The sequence below is a fragment of the Pseudoalteromonas sp. 2CM39R genome (assembly GCF_023161845.1).
In genome coordinates this window covers 155729-178756 of the sequence record NZ_JALNTM010000010.1, presented here as the reverse complement: position 1 = coordinate 178756, position 23028 = coordinate 155729, and the positions used below count along the sequence as shown (strand labels likewise).

The 23028-nt window shown below is 43.0% G+C and carries 19 protein-coding genes; 10 read left to right on the top strand and 9 right to left on the bottom strand.

All coding sequences use genetic code 11. The features are described 5' to 3' along the window. Positions 1 to 26 precede the first annotated feature (26 nt). Together MTF66_RS21965 and MTF66_RS21960 are read right to left on the bottom strand one after the other, a co-directional pair. Positions 27 to 1193: a DUF547 domain-containing protein gene (locus MTF66_RS21965; protein ID WP_248528736.1), complete on the bottom strand. Its 1167-nt coding sequence runs from the start codon at positions 1191 to 1193 to the stop codon at positions 27 to 29. Positions 1194 to 1375: 182 nt separating this feature from the next. Next, positions 1376 to 2545, bottom strand: coding sequence for a DUF547 domain-containing protein (locus MTF66_RS21960; RefSeq protein ID WP_248528733.1), 1170 nt, complete (start codon positions 2543 to 2545; stop codon positions 1376 to 1378). Between the two features lie 132 nt (positions 2546 to 2677). Here MTF66_RS21960 and MTF66_RS21955 point away from each other — a divergent pair, with 132 nt between their 5' ends. Next, positions 2678 to 3202 carry a DUF2569 domain-containing protein gene (locus MTF66_RS21955; protein WP_248528731.1) on the top strand — a complete coding sequence of 175 codons (525 nt, stop codon included), beginning with the start codon at positions 2678 to 2680 and terminating at the stop codon, positions 3200 to 3202. Position 3203: 1 nt separating this feature from the next. Here MTF66_RS21955 and MTF66_RS21950 read toward each other — a convergent pair whose 3' ends face one another. The 7 genes from MTF66_RS21950 to MTF66_RS21920 all read right to left on the bottom strand — a co-directional run bounded on the left by MTF66_RS21950 (position 3204) and on the right by MTF66_RS21920 (position 13616). Continuing rightward, the gene (locus MTF66_RS21950; RefSeq protein WP_248528728.1) at positions 3204 to 4484 is read right to left on the bottom strand and encodes a PAS domain-containing sensor histidine kinase; all 1281 of its coding nucleotides are present in this window, start codon (positions 4482 to 4484) and stop codon (positions 3204 to 3206) included. Then, a complete protein-coding gene (locus tag MTF66_RS21945) occupies positions 4485 to 5861 on the bottom strand; it encodes a sigma-54 dependent transcriptional regulator (RefSeq protein WP_248528725.1) in 1377 nt (458 codons plus the stop codon). Between the two features lie 57 nt (positions 5862 to 5918). Next, entirely contained in the window at positions 5919 to 8369 is a 2451-nt protein-coding gene (locus tag MTF66_RS21940) for an ABC transporter permease (protein ID WP_248528722.1), read from the bottom strand. Then, a complete protein-coding gene (locus MTF66_RS21935) occupies positions 8369 to 9121 on the bottom strand; it encodes an ABC transporter ATP-binding protein (RefSeq protein ID WP_054562941.1) in 753 nt (250 codons plus the stop codon). The genes MTF66_RS21940 and MTF66_RS21935 overlap by 1 nt, the downstream gene beginning before the upstream one ends. Further along, entirely contained in the window at positions 9118 to 10395 is a 1278-nt protein-coding gene (locus MTF66_RS21930; protein WP_248528719.1) for an efflux RND transporter periplasmic adaptor subunit, read from the bottom strand. Before MTF66_RS21930 ends, MTF66_RS21935 begins: the two co-directional genes overlap by 4 nt. 154 nt (positions 10396 to 10549) lie before the next feature. After that, a complete protein-coding gene (locus MTF66_RS21925; protein ID WP_054552322.1) occupies positions 10550 to 11212 on the bottom strand; it encodes a response regulator transcription factor in 663 nt (220 codons plus the stop codon). A gap of 112 nt (positions 11213 to 11324) precedes the next feature. Next, positions 11325 to 13616, bottom strand: a complete 2292-nt coding sequence (locus MTF66_RS21920; protein WP_248528717.1) for a TonB-dependent receptor — start codon at positions 13614 to 13616, stop codon at positions 11325 to 11327. Between the two features lie 295 nt (positions 13617 to 13911). Between MTF66_RS21920 and MTF66_RS21915 the strand changes: the two genes are divergently transcribed. From MTF66_RS21915 to MTF66_RS21875, 9 genes are all read left to right on the top strand, one after another. Further along, positions 13912 to 15213 (top strand): GntP family permease, encoded by a 1302-nt coding sequence (locus MTF66_RS21915; RefSeq protein WP_054562937.1) that lies wholly within the window; start codon positions 13912 to 13914, stop codon positions 15211 to 15213. 9 nt (positions 15214 to 15222) lie between these two features. Continuing rightward, entirely contained in the window at positions 15223 to 16410 is a 1188-nt protein-coding gene (locus tag MTF66_RS21910) for a homoserine O-acetyltransferase (protein WP_063527829.1), read from the top strand. A 4-nt stretch (positions 16411 to 16414) separates the two neighbouring features. After that, entirely contained in the window at positions 16415 to 17176 is a 762-nt protein-coding gene (locus tag MTF66_RS21905) for a 3-hydroxybutyrate dehydrogenase (RefSeq protein ID WP_054552326.1), read from the top strand. Between the two features lie 9 nt (positions 17177 to 17185). Then, the gene (locus MTF66_RS21900) at positions 17186 to 17893 is read left to right on the top strand and encodes a CoA transferase subunit A (RefSeq protein ID WP_119853699.1); all 708 of its coding nucleotides are present in this window, start codon (positions 17186 to 17188) and stop codon (positions 17891 to 17893) included. A gap of 11 nt (positions 17894 to 17904) precedes the next feature. After that, positions 17905 to 18564: a 3-oxoacid CoA-transferase subunit B gene (locus MTF66_RS21895; RefSeq protein WP_054562936.1), complete on the top strand. Its 660-nt coding sequence runs from the start codon at positions 17905 to 17907 to the stop codon at positions 18562 to 18564. A 227-nt stretch (positions 18565 to 18791) separates the two neighbouring features. Beyond that, complete coding sequence (locus tag MTF66_RS21890; protein WP_235377697.1) at positions 18792 to 20033, top strand: OprO/OprP family phosphate-selective porin; 1242 nt, start codon at positions 18792 to 18794, stop codon at positions 20031 to 20033. 12 nt (positions 20034 to 20045) lie between these two features. After that, positions 20046 to 21011 (top strand): Bug family tripartite tricarboxylate transporter substrate binding protein, encoded by a 966-nt coding sequence (locus MTF66_RS21885; RefSeq protein WP_374237575.1) that lies wholly within the window; start codon positions 20046 to 20048, stop codon positions 21009 to 21011. A 9-nt stretch (positions 21012 to 21020) separates the two neighbouring features. After that, positions 21021 to 21485, top strand: a complete 465-nt coding sequence (locus MTF66_RS21880) for a tripartite tricarboxylate transporter TctB family protein (protein ID WP_248528714.1) — start codon at positions 21021 to 21023, stop codon at positions 21483 to 21485. Between the two features lie 3 nt (positions 21486 to 21488). After that, positions 21489 to 23027 carry a tripartite tricarboxylate transporter permease gene (locus tag MTF66_RS21875; protein WP_054552331.1) on the top strand — a complete coding sequence of 513 codons (1539 nt, stop codon included), beginning with the start codon at positions 21489 to 21491 and terminating at the stop codon, positions 23025 to 23027. Position 23028 lies beyond the last annotated feature (1 nt).

Below are 23028 nucleotides of genomic sequence, written 5' to 3'. Positions count from 1 at the left end.
TATCACTTTCCTTAGTACAAAAACGATTATTTTTCTTCAGACTCTTTAGCTGGTAAGTCTTTTATTTCAACGCGACTATTTACTTCATAGTATTTTTGCGTGATTTTTTTCAAAGTCTCGCGGCGCAATGTGCTTACAGTGCCAGCTTTAGTTAAGTGGTTACCATAGGTCGTAAATGTTTTATCCCAGCCCAGTGCCACAATACTAGGATCGACAACAACTGCATTACCTCCACCATAAGCAACATCGGTACCTAAAATATCGGTAATATCGTAATTATCGATACTAAAAGAGAGGTTTTGCACAACTTGGTCTTTATCTGGTTCTTGAATAACTAATGATTGAAGATGGTCAGTTAAGTCTTCTTCAAAGTTAGGGAAATAGTTTTTCTTTTCAAGGTATAACGAAGAAACACGTGTGCTATGAGTATCAATAACACTGCCTCGATTTGAATTTACAAATTGCACTGCATTGTTAGTCAGGGCGGTAAATACATTTTTTGCTGTATATGGGTAGTTAAGTAAATTTGGGCTACCAATATAACCACGGTAATAGCCATATATTAATAGCGGGTCATTGTTAAATAGCGGTGCAACAATGTTGTACTCTATATCGTTCAATGAATATTGATTACCGTTAAAATTAAAGCGTGGCTTATCAAAAAAACTTGGCTCTTCGTTTATTAGCTTAGATAAGTTTTTTACTGGGTACTGCTGGACTAACTCATTGAGTACCGTCACGTTATAAAGATTGAACCAGTAAGCAAGCAGTTCAGACTTTGGCAAGTTACTCAAGTTAATCTTATTTGGCAGGTCGGCCATATTTTTTTGTATGACCTGCAAGGCTTGCCTCATTTTAGGATTGTCTTTATATGAATCATAATAAAAGCGGTTTGCTTCTGTTGCTGTTGAAGGTTTAGGGTTGGATGATAAATGTGTACCAATCGTCGTGGTGTGTGAGGTGATGCGGTAGCGGTCAGACATGCCTAAATCAATGACCGAAGCACTTAATATTTGCCCATAGCCAGCGTAATCAAGAGTAATGTTTGAGTTTGCATCATACTGATGAAATTGGCTAAATTTTTCTTGGTTAATTGCTGTTATGGCTGTTTTATTACTAGGTGCCGTTGAATTACAGGCCGTTATCAAAATAAGTGATGTTGTTAATGTGGTGGTCTTTATAGCGCTTTTCATTTTTATCACCTTCCTTAGTACAAAAAATAAACATATTACTTTTGCTTTAAATTGGCAATATCCAGGTAATTAACACAGAAATAATAAGACTTAAAGTTGGCTATTGCGGTTTTGCTAAGTGTTTTAGTTGGGTATTTAAGGGGGTATTAAAGCGGCTCATAGCGAGCCGCTTTAGGTTTATATTATTTATCTTCAGACTCTTTAGCTGGTAAGTCTTTTATTTCAACGCGAGTATTTGCTTCATAGTATTTTTGCGTGATTTTTTGCAAAATCTCGCGGCGTAACGGGCTTACATGGCCGACTTCTTTAGTTAAGTTTGCACCATAAGTAACAAAGTTATTATCAAAGCCCTCTGCTACAATACTCGGATCGACAACAACTGCATTACCTCCACCATATTCAACATCGGTACCTAGAATGTCGGTAATATCGTAGTTATCGATACTAAAAGAGAGGTTTTTTACAACTTGGTCTTTATCTGGCTCTTGAATTACTAACGATTGAAGGTGATCAGCTAAATCTTCTTCAAAGTTAGGAAAGTAGTTTTTCTTTTCAAGGTATAACGAAGAAACACGAGTGCTATGGTTACCTATCACACTACCGCGGTTTGAATTAACAAACTGCACCGCATTGGTGGTCAGGGCTGCAAACACATTTTTTGCTGTATATGGGTGGTCAAGCAAATTTGGGCTGCCAATGTAGCCACGGTAGTAGCCATATATTAATAGCGGGTCATTGTTAAATAGCGGTGCAACAATGTTGTACTCAATGTCGTTTAATGAATACTGGTTACCGTTAAAGTTAAAGCGTGGCTTATCAAAAAAACTTGGTTCTTCATTTAATAACTTGGTCAGGTTCTTAACAGGGTACTGCTGCACTAACTCATTGAGCACCGTCACGTTATAAAGATTGAGCCAGTAAGCGAGCAACTCTGATTTTGGTAAGTTACTTAAATTAATTTTGTTTGGCAGGTCGGCCATATTTTCTTGCACTATTTGCAAGTCTTGCTTCATCTGAGGGTTCTTTTTGTACGAATCATAATAAAAGCGGTTTGCTTCTGTTGCGGTCGACGGTTTTGGATTCGACGACAACCGGGTGCCAATTTTGGTTGTGTTTTGTGAAATGCGATAGCGGTCAGACATACCTAAATCAATCACCGAGGCATTTAATATTTGCCCGTAGTCAGTGTACTCAAGGGTGATATTTGATTTTTCATCGTACTGATGAAATTGGCTAAATTTTTCTTGGTTTATGGCTGTCGCTGCTGTTTTATTAATAGGAGCCGTTGAATTACAGGCTGAAACTAGAATAAGTGATGTTGCTAATACGATGGGTTTTATAGCGTTTTTCATTTTTATAACCTTCCGTAGTTTAAAAAATAAACATAGCGTGGTTTTTCTGAAAGCGCAACAATCTGTTGTTTTTGTGAATTTTATTAAAAAATAAGCGTATAGTAGAAGAAATAAAAATAAAAAGGACAACTCATGGAAGAAGCAAAACAACAAAACCAAATCGAAACACCAGAAGCTAAAAGCTCCGTAAATGATGACTTAGTTGGCATAAAAGGTTGGCTCATTCTTGTGGCGATAGGTGTAGTGATCAGCCCTTTTAGAGTATTTATCGAATCAATTAATACCTTTAAACCCATTTTCACGACCGAGATGTGGCAACGTTTAACGTCGCAATTTGGTGATATGTATCATCCGCTTTGGGAGCCTTTACTAATCATTGAAATGGCTTTTAATGCAGCATTATTTTTAGCTTCGCTCTATTTAATCGTGTTGTTTTTTAAGCATAAGAAAGCGTTTGTAAGTTGGTACTTAGCAATATTATTTGGTGGATTAGCGTTTATTGCTCTCGATGCCTATGCGGTTAGTTTAATTGTGCCCGATGTCGATGTGTTCGACGATGAAGTTAGAGCTATGATTATCAGAGGCCTTATTCAAGCTGTGATCTGGGGACCTTACATGCTGTTATCTAAGCGTGTGAAAGCGACATTTGTAAAATAAGTTAGCTGGGCACTGTAATTGTAGCTTGTGTGCCTTGCTGGGGTTTTGAATTTATCGATAACTCAAAACCTTGGTTGCGCACAAGTTCTCGGGTGATCACAAGTCCTATTCCTGTGCCATTTGCTTTGGTTGAGTAAAATGGTACGAACAAGTTATCGGGGTTTTGAATACCACAACCTTGGTCGCTAATTGCAATATTTAAGTTATCACCCTGCCTTGACCAAGTGAGGGTAGGGGCAGAATTGCTGCCTGCTTCAAAGGCATTTTTTATCAGGTTGATCAATGCTTGTTCTAGCTGGCCGAAGTCGGCATTAATATGTAACTCTTCGCTGCTATTTATCACTAGTTCAGGAAAGATAGCACTTAAACGAGTGTTTAATTGCTCGCTACTGATTGCCTGCTTTTGTGCAGGTGGTAGCTTGGCAAACGCACTATAACTGGCTACAAAATCAAGCAAGTGTTGAGCGCGCTTTTCTATAACTTGCAGCATATCTAGGGCGAGATCATCGTGACTGCTAATTTGTCCTTGGCGCTTAAGGGTTTGCAATGACTGACTCATTGAATAAATCGGCGTGAGTGAGTTACGCACTTCATGATTTAACACGCGAATTAACCGTTGCCAAACAAGTTGTTCGTTATCGCGAAGCTGTTGCTCAATTGAAAAGAAGGTTAGTAATTCAAAGTTTCTGCCGGTCCGCCAAAAAGTCTGCGATGAGATTTGAAAGCGTTGTTTAAACAGTGAGTCGCTGTTTTGTTGCCATTCGCCATCATGCAGAGCAATACCTAAGTCGCTGGCCGATTTACCTTCAATCTGGCGATGGCTAATACTATTTTTAAACGCCTTATTACTAAAGTAAATTAAGCCATGGGGGTCTAGTATAACGATGGGTAAGTCCAGCATGCTGGCAAACTCAAAAACAAACTCTTCTGTTTGCATATAATGGCGTTTGTTCTTGGCTATTTTATTGCTGAGCTTGGCAAAATCTTGCTTAAGCGCTGCGACTCGTCCACTTTGATAAGACGCTAAATGCCAACTATTACTTTCGTCATTTGCCAATGCATCTAGTTGCAGGCCAAAGCGTTCAACCACATCGGTGATCGCACGGTAGCTTTTAATTAAAGCAAAAGCGCTTATCCCGATAAATGGCAATAATAGGCTGATACTAGCAAACCAATCTAGTTTTAAGCTGAGCGAAAGGGCAATACCAAGCGTTAATAGCACCGCTATAAGCATATAAAAATAGCGTCGAACACGCTGCTCTAACGACAACTTGTTACTCATTTAGCGTTCGACTTCTTTTAAATCGAGCTGATGTTTATCAATGCGACGATAAATCGCCGATTTGCTTAACCCTAAAAATTCTCCTGCGGCGATAACATTGCCATTAAATTGCAGCAGTGCTTTTTGAATCATCTGTTTTTCAAGCTCTTCAAGGGGCAATAGTGGCAAAGCCTGTTCGGCATTGCTATTTGTTTGCTCGCAACTTGGTTGATCTAAAATGAGGTCATTGGCTTGAATATTGTTGTTATCGCTCATGATCACCGCGCGTTCAATACAATGGCTTAGCTCACGAATATTACCAGGCCAACTGTAATTTTTTAGCGCCTTTAGGGCGTCATCACTGAGCGCCATATTCGCGCGTTGATATTTTTTACCATGCACCAACAATAAGTGTTCTGCCAAGGGAGCGATGTCGTCTTTTCTGTCACGAAGCGGTGGAATGTGCAGTTCAATGGTATTGAGTCTAAATAATAAATCACGGCGGAACTCACCCTGCTCAATAGCCGTAGCTAATTCGCTATTGGTGGCAGAAATAATGCGAACATTGGCGGTTTTGGTTTGGCTTGAGCCTAGTACTTCAAATTCTTTGCTTTCTAGTACACGAAGCATTTTACTTTGTAGCTCAAGGCTTAAAGTCGCAATTTCATCTAAAAATAGGGTGCCGCCTTCGGCAATTTCAAAACGCCCTAGGCGGTCTTCTTTGGCATCAGTAAAAGAGCCTTTCTTATGGCCAAATAATTCACTTTCGAATAGCGTCGGGGCAATGGCGCCAACATTCACGCTTACATAGCGTTTATCAGCTCTGAGCGAGTGCTGGTGGATATAATGTGCCAATAAGCTTTTGCCAGTGCCATTTTCGCCGGTAATTAAAATGCTGGCATCGGTTTTAGCTGCGCGCTCAGCTTTGGCAAGCAACAGCTGCATGATTTCTGATTGAGCTATGTAATGTGCTTGTGTGTCACTGGTAAGCGCCTTTAAGCACGCGTTATCGTGATTACTTTGCTTGAGCTTGAGTTGTTGTTGTACAACGGCGGTTAAGCGTAAGTTATTCCATGGCTTTTCAACAAAGTCGACTGCCCCTAATTGCATGGCTTTAACAGCGACGTCAATGCTGGCCCATGCGGTCATCACAATGACAGGTATGGTCGAACCTAATTGATTTAGTTGCTTTAAAAAGCGTAACCCTTCTTCACCTGAGGTCGTGTCGAGCTTGTAGTTCATATCAAGCAAAATCAGGCTAATGTGCTCCGATTTTAATAATTCAAGGGCATGTTCAGGGCCTTCGGCCTCAAGGCAGTGTAAGCCTAATTGTTGTAATGCAACAGTAGCAGCCAGACGTACATCAGCTTGATCGTCTATGACTAAGATTTTGTCCATGATGTTTTCTTATTATCCTGTTGAGGTGGCTTAAATTTAAGCCACCATTTTGTGCTGTTAATCGTTACGTAGTGCGGCCATAGGTTTTGCTTTAAGCAGTAAAACCAAAGGTCTAAAGCAAGCGAATAGCGCAATACATAAGGTAATACTCCAAGCGAGTAATTGCAGTCTTACATCAAGTATCAGCCAAGACATTAGCTGTCCTTGTAACATGTAAAAACCCACCATTACCGCGGCGAGAGCAACCGCAAAACCAATGAGCACAGGGATAATAGCTTCAACACTCATCAGCTTGAATAAGCGTGCTTTTTTCGCACCTAATGCCATACGAATACCAAACTCATAACGGCGCAGACCCAGATTGTAGCTCAGTACCCCAAAAATACCGATTGCTGCTAATAATAGAGTAAATAGCGCTAAGGTACTACACAGAACCACGGTCAGTCGGCTCATATACAGTAAATTATCGTACTCTTGTTGCAGGTCATTAAATTGCCACATGGTTAAGTCGCTGTTCTTTTCTTTTAGCGTATTAAGTATTTGTTTGTTAGTCAGCTTAACGCCTTCAGAAGCTTTGATAGTAAACATGTAGCTATACGGTGTCGCAGGCCACCAAATGTGACGACCAAACGACTCATCGTAGTATTTAGGGTGATTAAAGTCTTCGGTTACACCCACCACTTCATACATCTTTTCTTCTAAGCCTTGGTAGCTCTTGCCGATGATATTTCGATAGTCTTGGCCTGGTAATAAGTTCTCTGCCACGCTGACTGATACCAGTATCTCGTTGGTTTCACCGCGTATAGCTTGTTCACTAAAAGTGTGGCCAGCGAGAATTTTGGTGTTAACTAAAGCAAAGTAATCAGGCCCTACCCACTGACTAGGGAAGAAAACGGAGCTTTTACCGTTTACATCAGTCAAGGTGTTGGCGTTTTGTCTTTGCGAAACAGGGCTGTGACCCAGGGCAACATCATCAATACCTTGGCTATCAAGCAAAACCTGCTTGTATTGCAGCATATGTTCGTAGCGCTCTGCCAATGACATTTGATTATTTGGCTGGAATAGGTTGGCAAAATATAGGTTTTCGGTATCACTGCCGAGCGGACGGTTTATCGTGCCCATGGCTTTACTCACTACCATCACTGAAAAGCTAACGAGCAACGCGGCAACAAACATTTGTGAGCCAATTAAAATACGCACTGTACGACCTGATACCTGCGAAACTCCGCCTTTACCACTGTTCTGCATTTGCGTATTTAGGGTTTTGTAATTTACCAAACGCGCTGTAATTACAGAGAAAATATAAGCAAGAGCAATACAAAGTATGATGGCAACAATGACCAACGTGCTATCCACGGCCAAGCTATTAACCAGTGGTAAACGCCCTTCTGCTAGTACTTTAAATAAACGTATGCCCCATACCGATAAAAACAGCGCAATGCTTACCGATAAGGTCATTAAAATCAGTGACTGTAAAAAGATACTTTTAAATAATGTGCTGCGTTTTGCACCTAACACCGCCTGCAAAGCGAGGGTTTTATGTTGAGCAAGAGCGCGCGAGAAGAATAAAGTGCTTACATTAAGTACTGCAATAATTAGTAGCCCTACTGCACCGGCTAACATCATTAAGCTTAAGTCATCGTTATTACCCAGCTCAACATCACGATACGGGGTTACTTCAGGTTTTACATCGGTGATACCGCCATTGTTTAGCCACTCCGATTTAACCGTATCAATTTGCTGTTTTAAATCGACTTTAACTTGATCTATGGTGACCCCAGGCTTTAAAACTGCAATCAGTTTTAGGTTTTTAAAAGTGTTTGTCCATGGGCTTTGCCAATCGTCATTGTGAAAGAAACGACGGTCCGCACTTGATGGAAACCATACCTCAACATCACTTGCTTTAAACATGTAAGGTGGGCTGAATGAATCATCAACAACACCCACGATACGGTGAACATAATCGGTTTCACCCGCCATGACTGAAAGTGTTTTACCAATAATGTTCGGGTCGCTGTTGTAATGCTTGCGCCAAAAATTGGCAGATATAACAACGCGGTCATCAGGAGTTTCCAGCGTTTCTCCAAGATCAAAACCTTGTCCCATTAAAAATGGCGTGTTTAATAAGTCAAAATAGTTGCCGCCAACATACAGCACTGGTTCTTTCGGTTCGCCATCAAGGTTTGCAAAGATTTGCTCACCCGCATTGATCATCATACTTTGTTCAAAGCTTTGGTTATGCTTAAGCCAATGCACCATCGACTGATAGCTTTGAAAGCCGGTGGCATCGTAGTCATCATAGGTAAGTGATTGCTCAACCACTACCATGCGGCTTTCATCGTACACATCAAGGGGCTTTAAAAAGTAGCTGTTAACAAGGCTAAGCACCACAAACAAGGTGGCCAATGTTAAAGCAAGTGTTGCGATAACTGCAGTGACAAAGCCCGGTGCATTCATTAATGATGCCCACGCTAAGCTTAATTGGGCGCGTGTTTTGGTTAATTTCATTACATCACCTCAGCGCTTTCAAGTGCATGCTCAGTATTGTCGCTGCTAGGTGCTTGGCGAGCTTCAGAGTAGGAAACAATTTCACCATCTAGCAATTTAAGTTGCGTTTTAGCACGTCCGGCATAACGTAAATCATGGGTTACCATGCAAATCGTGGTGCCTTTTTTATTCAGCTCATCAAGCAAGTCCATGACGGCATCACCATTTTTTGAATCTAAGTTACCAGTTGGCTCATCCACCAATAAAATGCTTGGCTTGCCAGCCAGTGCACGGGCAATGGCAATACGCTGTTGCTGACCACCAGATAATTGGTTTGGTTTGTGCTGAGAGCGGTGGCCCATTTCAACTTCATCAAGGGCCTGTTTTACCGCAAGCTCTATTTCGCTCGGGCTCATGGCTGGCTCTCGATAAGTGAGCGGCAGTGCTACGTTGTCAAACACCGATAATTCATCAATTAGGTTAAACGACTGAAATATAAAACCAATGTGAAGGTTTCTAAGTTCAGCTTGCTGATCCATATCGAGGGTTTTTGTGTCGACTTCTTTAATGAAATAGTCGCCAGCAGTTGGGCTATCGAGTAAGCCTAATAATGACAGCAACGTCGATTTACCACAGCCAGATGGGCCGCTAATGCAGATATAGTCACCTTGGTTAATATTCAGGCTGATGTCTTTTAATGCATAGGTTTCAACATTTTGGCCGCGATAAACTTTGGCGATTTTGTTTAATGAGATAAGCGTATTGGTTTTCATAAACTGTCCTGTTCGATTTTTATTGTTGCCAAATGCTGCCATTTAGAAAGGTCTGAAATGATCAGCTGTTCGCCCACGGTGGCACCGCTCAAAAGTTGAATTTGATTGTCACTGAGTGTACCAAATTCGATATTGGTTGGCGTTGCTAACTGGGTATTTGGATTAAGTTTAAATAGCGTGGCTTCGCTATTTGCTTGCGCCTTTTGTGGCACGTTAATGGTTAATGCATCGGGAATAATGTTGCTAACCACATAGCCTTCAATGCTTAAATCTGGGCGGGCATTCGCAGGCAATGTGCCTTGTAAATCAAGTTCGATAATGACTCGACCATCGGTTACAATAGGGTCAATTCGGGTGACTTTGGCATCAACTTCACCGTGATCTGCTTGGCTAAAGGTGTTTACTTTCGCTGCCATATTGAGTGCCACTTTTTCGGCATCTGCTTGCTTAACGCTTAGCTCTGCTTTGAGTGCTTTATTTGAGCCAACCACCGCAAGGCGGGTACCGGGCACGAGATTTTGGCCAAGTTCAACATTCAATTCTTGTAGCATGCCATCTATACCTGCCGTTATTTGCAGCTGATCAAAAGCGCGTTGCTCAACCTGATAATTAAGCTCAAATTGGCTTAATAGTTCTTGCTGTATTTTGCTACGTTGTAAGTGCATTTCTTTAAGCTGTGCAAGGCGTTGCTGCTCGATACTTACGCGCTCTGTAAGCTGTGCAACGTTTAGCATGCTTCGTTTGTAATCGAGGCTTGAAACAATCCCTTGCTCGATCAGTTTGCTTTCAGCATCGACTCTAAGCTCTGCACTTTGCAGCTCACTTTTTAATATGGCGAGATTTGCTTGGCGCTCAAGTAGTTCACTTTGCTGGTTAATTCTTTGCTCATTAACACTGGCTTTTTGGCGAGCAAGTTCTAGCCGAGCGACCGATAAACGCTGCGCTTGCTGTGGGTTGACGAGGCTTAAAATCACTGTGTCTTTTTTAACGATAGTGCCGGGGTATACATGGATAGCTTCGACCATTGCGGTGTCGTTATTGGTTAAATAACGTTGATACTTTGGCTTTAAACGACCAAAGCCACGTATTTTTACCACAAAATCGGCTTGTTCTACGGTTGCTATTTGCAGTTGGCTTGCAGCAACCACAGTGGGTGTCGCCCATTGATACACCATTAAAGCGCCAAGAGCCGATACGCCAATAGCTGCACCAGCCAGCCATTTTTTAGCTTTTGATTGCTGAGGTTTGCGTTTTAGTGTGCTGTCTAAATCCATGATACTGAGAAATATAAATAATCATGGAATAGCTAAGGCGAGTTTTGTGCCAAAAGTTAAAGTGTTGAAAAATAATAACTTATTGTTTTTTTAGAACGTGAGCTTTTCCCACTACTGGGAAAGCGAGTTTTAAAACTGGGAGTGAATGTTTAAATTAGCTTTCTTCGATTTTGCCAACCTGCGAAAGCTGATTAAACAAAATGCCCGCTTGAGTACGGTTATAAACATTGAGTTTGCGTAAAATCGCTGATACATGTTGTTTGATTGTGGTTTCTTGAATCGACATTTCAAAGGCGATTTGTTTATTCAATAAACCGTCGGCAATCATCGCTAGTACGCGGTATTGCTGGGGGGTTAGTTTTTCAAGGTTACGAGCAAATTCGCTTTGTTCGTCGTTGATCACCACATCGGTTAAATCCACTTCAGGTGGTAACCAAGTGTCGCCGTTGAGTACATGGCTAATTGCTTCACTGATGACATCTAAAGAAGATGACTTAGGAATATAGCCAGCAGCACCAAGGCTCATAGCTTGTTTGATTATGGCGGGTGTCTCATTGGCTGAGACCATGATCACTAAGATATCAGGGTAGTGGTTACGCAGTTGCGAAAGGGCTTGTAGGCCATTTGCACCTGGGATCGTAAGGTCTAAAAATATTAATTCAATCTCAGGGTGAGCGCTTAACAGTGCAAACAAACCATCAATGTCACTGGTTTCTTTAATATGTTCTTCAGGCACTGATGTCGCGGCAGCTTGACGCAGCGCACTTCTAAATAACGGGTGATCATCGGCGATTATGGTGTTCACAGCTAAAGACATTCCCTCGATTCTCCAATGCGTTATGTTATAAGTGATTTTGCGCTTTGAAACAAGGTTTGCCTGAAGGGAAGTTTCAGACAAACCTTTCTCACACAAGGATTTAGATTCTATTTTAGAAACGGTAACCAACAGTGAAGGCTACAGTGCGAGGGTCGCCGTAGTAACCAATCAGGGTATTATCACCACCTAAACCTGGGGTGTATTTGCTGATATCAGTTGGGTCTGTTGGATCAGGTGCCACGAATTGGTAACCACCAATCATGTACTCTTCATCCGTTAAGTTTTTACCGTAAAGACCTGCAGTCCAGTGACCATCAGTGCTGTACCAAGTGATACCCATATTAAAGATACCGTAAGCATCTTGCGTTAATAGGCTATCTTCTTCGAATAGCGCGTAGTCGCCTCTGTGGTAGTAGTTACCATTGACAACAAAGTCACCCATTTCTGTGTACATACGGTACGTTGCACCCAGGTTAAAGGTTAAATCAGGTGTGTTTGATACCGTAAAGCGGTCTGATTTATCGAATGCTTCACCGGTTTCTGGGTCGTAATCAATTACGTTATCGAAGCTACTATCGATGTAACCCACTGATGCATCAAAGCTGAGTGATTCTGTTGCAACATAGTTAAGCTCAAGCTCAATACCATCTGATGTTGACTCACCAATGTTACCTAAGCGTTGGTTCAGATCTGCAGCGCTATCGCCCGGTAATACCGAAATATATTGACGGTCTTTATGGTCAAGGGTGAATAAAGTGACGTTTGCACGTAAGTTGTTGTTCCACTCACTCTTCATACCGATTTCGAATGAATCAACGATTTCTGGTTTTGCTGCTGGCTCTGCAGTCGTTGCACGTGGGTTGAAAGTACCTGACTTAAAGCCTTGCGCATAACTTGCAAAGAACATGATGTCACGATTGTATTGGTATTCAACACCTGCACGTGGTGTGAAGCGTGACCATTCTTCTTCATCATCGAGTACTGTTGGAACCAGTTGGCCTTCTGGGCGAGTATAACCTGGCACCCAACCTGACTCAGGGTAAACAATATCAAAGATTAGGCCATTGTTAACCTGTGCTTCTTTTTTGTCTTTGGTGTAACGCGCGCCGAGTGTCATTGACCATTTATCGGTTAAATCAATTGAGCTTTGGATATACGCTGCTTTACTGTTTGAGTTACTACAACCGCTTACTTCACGAGTCAGACCCGGAGCACCTAGGCTTTGACCTAAGATACCTAAAATAGCCTCAAATTGACCGCAAGATTCACCATCATAGTAGTAAAGACCCGAAACCAGTTTGTAGTTATCACCTTGATGATTTAGCTGTAACTCATGAGTGGTTTGCTCATCATCGTAAATAGCAGGTACATCGAAAATTTGAATTGACGTGTTATCAAAGTCGATATTCGTTGGTGAGTAGCTCTCACGGCTTGAACCAATATATTTAATGCTAGTGCTGTCAGTCATATCCCAACGAGCAGTTAGGCTATAGCCTTCTAGTTCAACTTTGTTCCATGTTGGTAAGCTGGTGTAAGAGTCATACACGCTGTCTGGAACTGGTGCATCAGTAAGAATACTTGGTAGTAAACGGTAACCACCTTTTGCGTTTGATTTGTCTTCTGTTTTATCCCACGCGAAACGGAAGAATAAGTCGTCAGTCGGAGTGTATTCGAGTGTAACGCGTGCTGCGGTTACGTCTTTGTTGTAGTTTTCGCGGTCTTGGTTATCAAGAGCCGATGTTAAAAACTCGCCAAAGCCGTCACGATTTAACGTTGCAAAACCAAAACCAACGTAAAGTTTTTCGTCAACAATTGGTAATTGGCCGGTGATTTTTAAATCTTTCTGGTTATAGCTACCAACAGTGCCTTGAATATTTAAGGTAGCATCACCGCTCATTTCTTTGGTGACATATTTAATCGCACCACCTATGGTATTTTTACCGTAAAGCGTCCCTTGTGGGCCGCGTAATACTTCGATTTGTTGCACATCAAGAAGGTCAAGCACGGCACCTTGTGGACGAGCAAGGTAGACATCATCAATATAAATACCTACGCCTGGCTCATACCCCCAAAGAGGATCTTGCTGACCTACACCACGAATAAACGCGGTAATTGTAGAGTTAGTACCACGGCTTGCTTGCAGGGTGGTATTTGGCGAGAACTGCTGAACTTCGGTCATAACGACGATGCCATTTTCTGCCAGTTCTTCAGCACCCACTGAGGTTACAGTAACAGGAACTTCTTGCAGGTTTTCAACAGTTTTACGTGCTGTTACCTGAATACGTTCAAGTTCACCTTTTTTTGCTGCAGGTTCGGCTTGTTCTGCCGCTTGAGCACTGACACCTGCCAAAGCAAGTGATACAGCCAGAGTAAGTGGCGCGACTTTTGGGTTAAGCTTTATCATGTTGTATTCCTTGTTATTGTTGTCATTAGTCTTATGGCCACTCACATTGATGTTGCCGAAGACTTAATAAGATTTGCCCGTGTCACCTGTCAATTAATGTAGAAGATAGTTGCAGAAATTGAATTAGTACCATAGTGCTATACCCGCCACAGCCCTTTATTTATCAAGCAATTAAGCTATTTTTAAAACAGATAGTACCTTAGTGTTATGTATTTTTTTAACGCTTAGGGTAAGACTGAAAGCATTATTCCGATGTCACCTCATCTGTGTAATAACAATAATTATAGGAATGTCTATGCTGAGCATGATAGGACTGTTAGGCGGTTTAATACTGCTGATCATTTTAACGCTGCGTGGGGTAAATTTATTTATCGCTGCGCCAATCTGTGCACTGTTAGTTGCACTTAGTAGTGGCATGGCCATTTTCCCTGTATCGGCAGATACAAACTTTATTAACGCCTATATGGATGGCTTTGCAGGCTTCTTAAGTGCGTGGTTCTTTATGTTCTTACTGGGTTCTTTATTCGGTAAGTTCATGGAAGACACCGGTGCTGCAGACAGTGTTGCGAGCTACATTGTGGGTAAACTAGGTATGAAGCACGCCGTTCTTGCGGTTGTGATTGCCTGTGCTGTTTTAACCTACGGTGGCGTGAGCGTCTTTATTGTTGCGTTTTCTGTCTATCCAATGGCATTAAGTCTGTTTAAAGATGCAAACTTACCGCGCCGCTTTATTCCAGCAACGCTGGCATTTGGTTCGGTGACCTTTACCATGACCTCGGCAGGCTCGCCAGAAATTCAAAACTGGATCCCAGTTAAGCACCTTGGTACGTCACCCTATGCGGCATGGGAAGTGAGCTTAGTCGTGGCTATTTTTATGGCGACAGCAGGTTACTTTTGGTTAAACAAGATGATCAAAAAGGCCGTTGCTAATGGCGAAACCTTTGAAGCGCGTGATGATGACCCTGTCATTATTGAGCGTCGTCGTCCGCATCCAATTACGGGTGTGATCCCGCTGATCGTAGTGCTGCTTTTATCATTTACGCTACATGATGTACTACAGCAAACAGCGCTTATTGTTGCCTTACTTGGTGGTGTACTGAGTATTGTGATTATTAACTTTAAGCATTTTCACGATATGGGCAACGCTATTAATGTTGGTACAACCGGCGCTTTAGTAGCAATCGGTAATACCGCTGCTGTGGTTGGTTTTGGCGCTGTGGCGAAAGTATCACCGGCATTTACCGCCGCTGTCGATGTGATGACTCATATGCCGGGGAATGAGTTGGTTGGTGCTGCGGTTGCGGTCAGTGTGATTGCTGGTTTAACTGGCTCTGCTTCTGGCGGACAAGCCATTGCATTACCACTTGTCGCACCAGGTTATTTAGACATGGGTGTAAACCCTGAACAACTGCACCGAGTAGTGGCGATTAGTTCTGGAGCCCTCGATACCTTGCCGCATAATGGTTATGTGGTCACAACAATACGCGCTATCTGTAAAGAAACGCATCAACGAGCGTATTGGTCAATGGCAGCTCTGACAGCGGTTATTCCGCTTATCGGTGTCGCATTGGCACTTGGACTCTTTATTATCTTTTAAGGAACAGCAATGAAAACCAAATTAATAATTTTGCTATGGCTGGTTGTATTTAGTAGCACTGCCTTTGGCGCTGCAAACAAAGCCGACACCATGCTGGTGGAAAAACAGCATTTTACGACAAAAGATTTTACCACTGTGTCTGGTGTGACTTTAGAGCAAGTGGATATTGGCTGGGAAAGTTACGGAAAACTAAACGCCAATAAAGATAACGTGATTTTAATCACTCATTATTTCTCTGGTACTTCTCATGCCGCAGGTAAATATAAAGCGGATGACGCCCTACCGGGTTATTGGGATGCGATTATCGGCCCAGGTAAAGCTATCGATACGAATAAATATTATGTGATTAGCTCAGATACCTTAGTGAATGCCAACTGGCATGATGAAAATGTAATCACCACAGGCCCTGCATCAACTAATCCAAAAACAGGCAAACCTTATGGCTTAGATTTTCCTGTGGTTACGATTACTGACTTTGTGAATGTGCAAAAGCGCTTACTCGACAGCCTAGGTATCACTAAATTACATGCTGTGATGGGCGCATCAATGGGCTCGTTTCAAGCACTTGAGTGGGCAACACGTTACCCAGATAAAGTAGAGCGTTTAATTCATGTGATTGGCGCTGCAACCATGGATGCATGGACAGTCGCGGCACTTGAAAAATGGGCGTTACCAATTCGTTTAGATAAAAACTGGCAGCAAGGTAATTACTACGGTAAAGAGCGCCCGTTAGATGGCTTAGCGGCAACCATGCTTAATATTACACAAGATGCGATGCATCCAATTATTTATAACGCGAGCTTCCCTGACTTTAATGTATTGGATGAAGGTGCATTAAAAGATATTCGCACTTTGCCTAAGTTAAACCAAGTACTCGCTCAACGTGCAATGGCACGAGCGAAAACGCAAGATGCCAACCATGTACTTTATTTGGTCCGGGCATCACAACTATTTACCGCTGGCATGCAAAGTGATTTAACAACGGCACTTAAAAATGTCTCTGCCAAAACATTATTACTACCCGCAACGAACGACTTACTGCTTCGCCCTGAAAACATGCGTACTGTGTTTGACACCATGAAAGCGGCAGGTAAAGACGTTGAGATTTCAGAAATTGAAGGGGGCTGGGGACACCTTGATGGTATTTTCTCAATCGCCCCTAAAGCGCAGCTTATCAGTGAGTTTTTAGAGGAGTAGCCCGATGAGCAAAACAGTTTTAATTACCGGTGCAGCCAGTGGTATCGGTCTATATGTTGCCCAGCAACTGGCGATGCAAGGTCACACTATTATTGTGACTGATTTAAATCAGCAAGCTGCACAACAAGCGGCGGCAGGCATTGTTGAGCAAGGTGGTAGCGCCGAAGGGTATGCGCTTAATGTGGCAGATAGTGATGCAATAGAGCAGTTTTTCACTGAGCTTAATCAGCCAATTGATGTACTTATTAATAATGCGGGTATTCAGCACGTGGCAAAGCTTGAAGATTTCCCGGCTGATAAATGGCAGTTCTTACAGCAAGTTATGCTCGTTGGCCCGGCGATGATGACCAAGGCCGTACTCCCTCGCATGCGTGAGCAAGATTTTGGTCGCATCATTAATATTGGTTCAATCCATGCCATGGTGGCGTCTAAATATAAGTCGGCTTATATCGCTGCAAAACATGGCTTAATCGGCTTTGCTAAAACCATGGCACTTGAAACTGGCGATGCCAATATCACGATTAATACCGTGTGCCCAGCGTATGTAAAAACGCCGCTTGTGGAGCAACAAATTGCCTCGCAAGCCAAAGAGCATGGCATTTCTGAGCAACAAGTGATCGACACGATTATGCTAGCACCGATGCCAAAAAAAGCATTTATCGGCTTAGATGAGATCCTGCATACCGTTAGCTTTTTAATGGCCGATGCAGCACGCAATATTACCGCCCAAGCAATCGCCATTGATGGCGGTTGGACTGCACAATAGGAGGAGCCAATGGCAGGTTTTGATAAAGTAGTTACAAGTTATAGCGAAGCGATGGCTGGCCTTGAAGATGGCATGACAGTGATAGCCGGTGGTTTTGGTTTATGCGGTATTCCTGAAGGACTAATTGCGCAAATTAAACATCAAGGCACCCGTGGTTTAACAGTGGTATCGAATAACTGTGGCGTTGATGGTTTTGGTTTAGGAGTGCTACTTGAAGACAAGCAAATCAGCAAGATGGTTGCCTCTTACGTTGGTGAAAACGCGTTATTTGAGCAGCAGTTATTAAATGGTGAACTTGAAGTTGAGCTCACACCGCAAGGCACTTTAGCTGAAAAAATGCGAGCTGGTGGTGCGGGTATTCCTGCATTTTATACCGCAACGGGTGTCGGTACACCGGTGGCTGACGGTAAAGAAACCCGCAATATTAATGGTCGCGATTATTTATTAGAGCCAAGCATTACTGGCGACTTTGCGATAGTTAAAGCGTGGAAAGCAGATCGCTACGGTAACTGCATTTATCGTCATACGGCAATGAACTTTAATCCGATGGCTGCAACCGCAGGCAAAATTACGGTTCTTGAAGTTGAAGAAATTGTTGAGCCAGGTGAGCTGGAGCCAAGCCAAATTCACACGCCGGGTATCTATATTGACCGAGTGATTAAAGGTGAATTTGAAAAACGCATCGAGAAAGTTACCACTAAGCAAGAGAATCAATAAGGAGCACGCTGATGGCATTATCACGAGAACAAATCGCTAAACGCGTGGCGATGGAACTACAGGATGGTTACTACGTTAACTTAGGTATAGGTATTCCAACCTTGGTTGCTAATTACGTCCCTGATGGCATCGAAGTGATGCTGCAATCTGAAAATGGTTTACTCGGTATGGGGCCATACCCAAGTGCAGACCAAGTTGATGCCGATATGATCAACGCAGGTAAAGAAACGGTCACCGCTGCAACGGGGGCGGCTATATTTAGCTCCGCAGAAAGCTTTGCCATGATCCGCGGCGGCCATGTTGATTTAACCGTGCTGGGCGCGTTTGAAGTAGACCAAAACGGCAACATTGCCAGTTGGATGATCCCGAAAAAACTGGTTAAAGGAATGGGCGGTGCGATGGACTTAGTTGCCGGTGCTAAAAACATTATTTGTACCATGACCCATGCCAACAAGCATGGTGAATCAAAACTGTTGACCGAATGTAGTTTGCCGTTAACGGGTGTTGGTTGTATCAATAAAGTGATCACCGATTTGGCACTTTTAGAAATTAAAGACGGTGCATTTCATTTATTAGAGCGTGCTCCAGGTGTCTCGGTTGATGAGATTATTGCTAAGACACAGGGCAAACTTATTGTCTCTGGTGACGTTCCTGAGATGACTTTTAGCTAGTTTTGCGACTTTTAAGCAGCTAATTTGCCTAGATTTTATACTAACCCCCAGTAATGTGCTTTTTGTTCATGAGTTTTATGAACAAAAAGCCATTTATCACCATCAATGCAACTTACCCCCTAAACATTTCGTTAATCTATCGTTAACACTATGCTCCAAACCAGATCGCCATTTGCAGTAGGCCGATCAACGACAACAAATAATTATAATCTGGTGTGGAGTAATTCATGAAAGCAAGTAACACACAGCTCGCTTTAGCCGTTGCAGCGGCGTTAGCAAGTACATCAGCATTCGCACAAAGCGACACTGAACAACTACAGCAACAACTCGATGCACTTCAAAAAGAAGTGGATTCATTAAAAACATCTAGCGGCTTCAATCTAGAATTTGGTGGCCGCGTGCAACTTGACTACAACTATTTTGACGGTGCTTACAATGCCGACAATGATGGCGCTGGAGGCAGCGACTTCTTCCCACGTCGTATCCGTACTTATGTTGAAAGTGAACATGGTAACTGGGATCACAAATTACTACTCGAATTTTCTGAAGGCACGGCTGAAATCGTGTTAGCGCGGGTACGTTATGCATTCGACAACGGCTTAAAAGTAAAAGCTGGTAAAATTCGTGAAGATATGTCGCTCAATGCGCTAACCAGTTCTAAACACATTAATACCATTGAGCGTAGCACCCTTGCTAACACCTTCTCGCCTTTCTTCCGCTGGGGTATCTCGGCTTATCAATACTTTAAAGATTCAGGCTTACGTTACGCCGTGGGTGTTTACAAAAACGATGCGTTTGGTGCCTCAGGCCATGACGAAGATGACAAACTGACATTGGCTGTAACAGGTCGCTTAACGTGGTCAAGTGCAGCGCCGGGTGATGTGATTCATTTAGGTGCTTGGCACTCTTATCGTGATATGGGCGACAATGATTTAAGCGCTCGTTTTGCCCGTGGTGAAGTGCGTGAAACCAATGTTCGCTTAGTGGATTACGCAGTCGGTGGTGAAACCGCAGCGCTAAATAGCATGTCGCAAAGCGGTCTTGAGTTTGCCTACCAAGCTAATGCATTCACTCTAGAGGCTGAATATGCCAGCCGCTACCTCGATACGGTAGATAGTAGCAACGAACTTGATGGTGAACGTTTTGATGGCTTCCATGTTTCGGCAAGTTACTTCTTAGGCGGTGAGCAGCGCCATTACAAAGCAGGCTCAGCATTATTTGTACAACCGAAAGGAATTAAAGATGCATGGGAGCTTGTTGCACGTGTGTCACAAATGAACGCTAGCAGCAAACAGCAAGGTACCGACGTAACCACTTATACATTAGGCACATCATATTACCTAAGCAGCGATATCAAATTTATGGGCAACCTGATTTACAGCGATGTTGATGGTGCCGGTGCTTCTACGCTGGTAGGTGATGAAGATTCAGGTATGGGCATCAGTGCTCGTATGCAGTACTTATTTTAGGAGTCGTGCATTATGACTATGTTTAAATCATTAAAAAGCTCTGTTTTAGCAGCTTCATTATTAGTAGCCAGCCCACTGGCATTAGCAAACTTACACTTTTTGGTACCGGGTGGCCCAGGCGGCGGTTGGGATACCACAGCACGTGGTGTCGGTGAAGCAATGGTAAAAGCGGGCATTGAAGATAATGCATCGTTTCAGAATATGTCGGGCGGCGGCGGTGGCCGTGCAATTGCTTACTTGATTGAGTCGGGCACTAAAAAAGGCGATATTTTGATGGTTAACTCAACGCCTATCGTACTGCGCGCATTATCAGGCAAAATTCCTTACAGCTATCGCGATTTAACACCAGTTGCTAGCATGATTGCTGATTATGGTGCATTTGTGGTGCGTAATGACTCGCCATTTAAAACATGGCAAGACGTTATTGATGCAATGAAAAAAGACCCAGGCTCTGTAAAAGTAGCAGGTGGCTCTGCGCGCGGCAGCATGGATCACTTAGTGGCTGCACAAGCGGTTAAAGCGGCGGGTCTTGATGGTCGTCGATTACGTTACATTCCTTATGATGCCGGTGGTAAAGCGAAAGCTGGTTTACTGTCGGGTGAGGTCAACTTACTTTCAACAGGCTTAAGTGAAGCACTCGAAGTCGCTAATGGTGGTCAGGCACGTATTTTAGCGGTGACTTCTGCAGATAAATTGCCAGATTATCCAGCAATTCCAACCTTAAAGTCGCTAGGTTACGACATGGAGTTCGTAAACTGGCGCGGCTTTTTTGCAACCCCAGATTTACCAGCAAACAAACTAGCCGAGTACACAGAAAAGCTACGTAAGTTGCAACAAACCCCTGAATGGGAAGCGGTTCGTGCCCGTAATGGTTGGCTAAATCTATTTCAAGAAAAAGAAGCGTTTATTAAATCGCTTGAGCAGCAAGAAGCGCAATTACGCGTTGTAATGAAAGAACTTGGTTTTATCCGAGGCTAAGGTTAGACGATGTTAAACCGTGAACTAATTGGACCGAGTTTATTCTTGGTCCTCTTTACCCTATACGCCCTTGTGGCTTGGCAAATTCCACTTATGCCATTTGAAGAGTACGAAAGCGTTACTTCTGCAACCTTACCAAAAGTGTATGCAGTATTTGGTATCGTGGTGTGTGTACTATCGATTGGTGCCAACTTATTAAAGCAAGCGCCTGCAGAAAAAGCAGAGCTACTCAGTAAGGGCAACTTACTACGTACCTTTGCACTGTTGGTTTTAATGGTTGCTTATAGCGCCATGCTTGAACCGTTCGGCTTTTTAATTGCCACCAGTGCATTTTTAATTACGGGCTTTTTTATCATGGGCGAACGCCGTAAGACAGTGCTGCTGTTTGCTTCTGTGCCTGTGGCTGTGGTTTTTTGGTTTTTAATGACACAAGTACTGGGCATTTACTTAGTACCTGGCAACCTGTGGAGTTAAGTTATGCTTGATGGAATTATGTTAGGTTTGTCGACCGTACTCGACTGGAACAACTTGTTATATGTGATTGTAGGCTGCTTTGTTGGCACGTTCATCGGTATGCTACCTGGCCTTGGTCCAATTACCGCGATTGCGTTGATGATCCCGATCACTTACAGCATCGGTGCTGATTCGGGCATGATTTTAATGGCCGGTGTTTACTACGGGGCTATATTCGGTGGCTCTACTTCTTCTATTTTGATTAATGCGCCGGGTGTAGCGGGTACGGTAGCGTCATCGTTTGATGGCTACCCGCTAGCAAAGCAGGGTAAGGCAGGTAAAGCCCTTGCGATTGCGGCTTATTCATCCTTTATAGGCGGGACGATCGGCGCCATTTTATTGATGGTGGCTGCGCCATTATTAGCGAAAGTGTCATTAAGTTTCCAATCGCCTGATTATGTTGTACTGATGTTTTTAGGCTTAACGGCTATCGCTGCGTTCTCTAATAAAGGGCAATTTTTAAAAGCCATGATGATGACGGTATTTGGCTTAATGCTGGCAACGGTAGGTATTGATCCCTCTTCAGGTACCGAGCGCTTTACTTTTGGCCAAGCTGATTTATTAGATGGTATTAGCTTTTTATTAGTAGCAATGGCAACGTTTGCGTTGGCTGAGGCACTAATTAATGTGGCGCGCCCTGAAGCTGAACCAGATAAAAAAATTGATGATCCTGATACGCCAAAAATTGGTTCAACAAAACTGACTAAAGAAGAAGTAAAAGACATGGCTCCTGTGGTTGGTCGCTCATCTTTACTTGGTTTTATTGTCGGTGTTTTACCTGGCGCAGGGGCAACCATTGCCAGCTTTATGGCCTATGCCACTGAACGTAACCTTGCTCCAAAGGCGCTGAAAGATAAATTTGGTAAAGGCTCAATGCGTGGCTTAGCCGCACCTGAGTCTGCTAATAATGCTGCCTGTACGGGCTCATTTGTACCATTACTGACTTTAGGTATTCCAGGCTCTGGTACGACAGCGATCATGCTAGGTGCATTAATTGCCTACGGTATTCAGCCGGGCCCTATGTTAATGCAAGAAAACCCAAGCGTGTTTTGGGCTGTCATTGTTAGTATGTACTTTGGCAATATTGTATTGCTGATTTTGAATCTGCCGTTGATCCCATATTTCGCTAAAGTGTTGGCAATGCCTAAATCTGTGCTGACAGTGATGATTTTATTCTTCAGCTTAATTGGTGTGTATTTAGTGTCATTTAACACCTTTGATTTATTTATGATGGTGGGCTTTGCGCTGGTGGCCTTGGTGCTTCGATTGTTAGCTTTCCCGATGGCGCCTTTATTACTTGGCTTTATCCTCGGTGATATGATTGAGCGAAACTTCCGTCGTGCCATGATGATTTCAGATGGCTCGCTGAGCTTTTTATGGGACCGCCCATTAACACTGAGTATTTTTGTGATTTCGATCTTAGTGTTGTTGTTCCCACTGAAAGACTATATTGTCCAACGTCGTAAAGAAAAAGCAGCTACGCAAGCAGAGCAACATGCTTAGA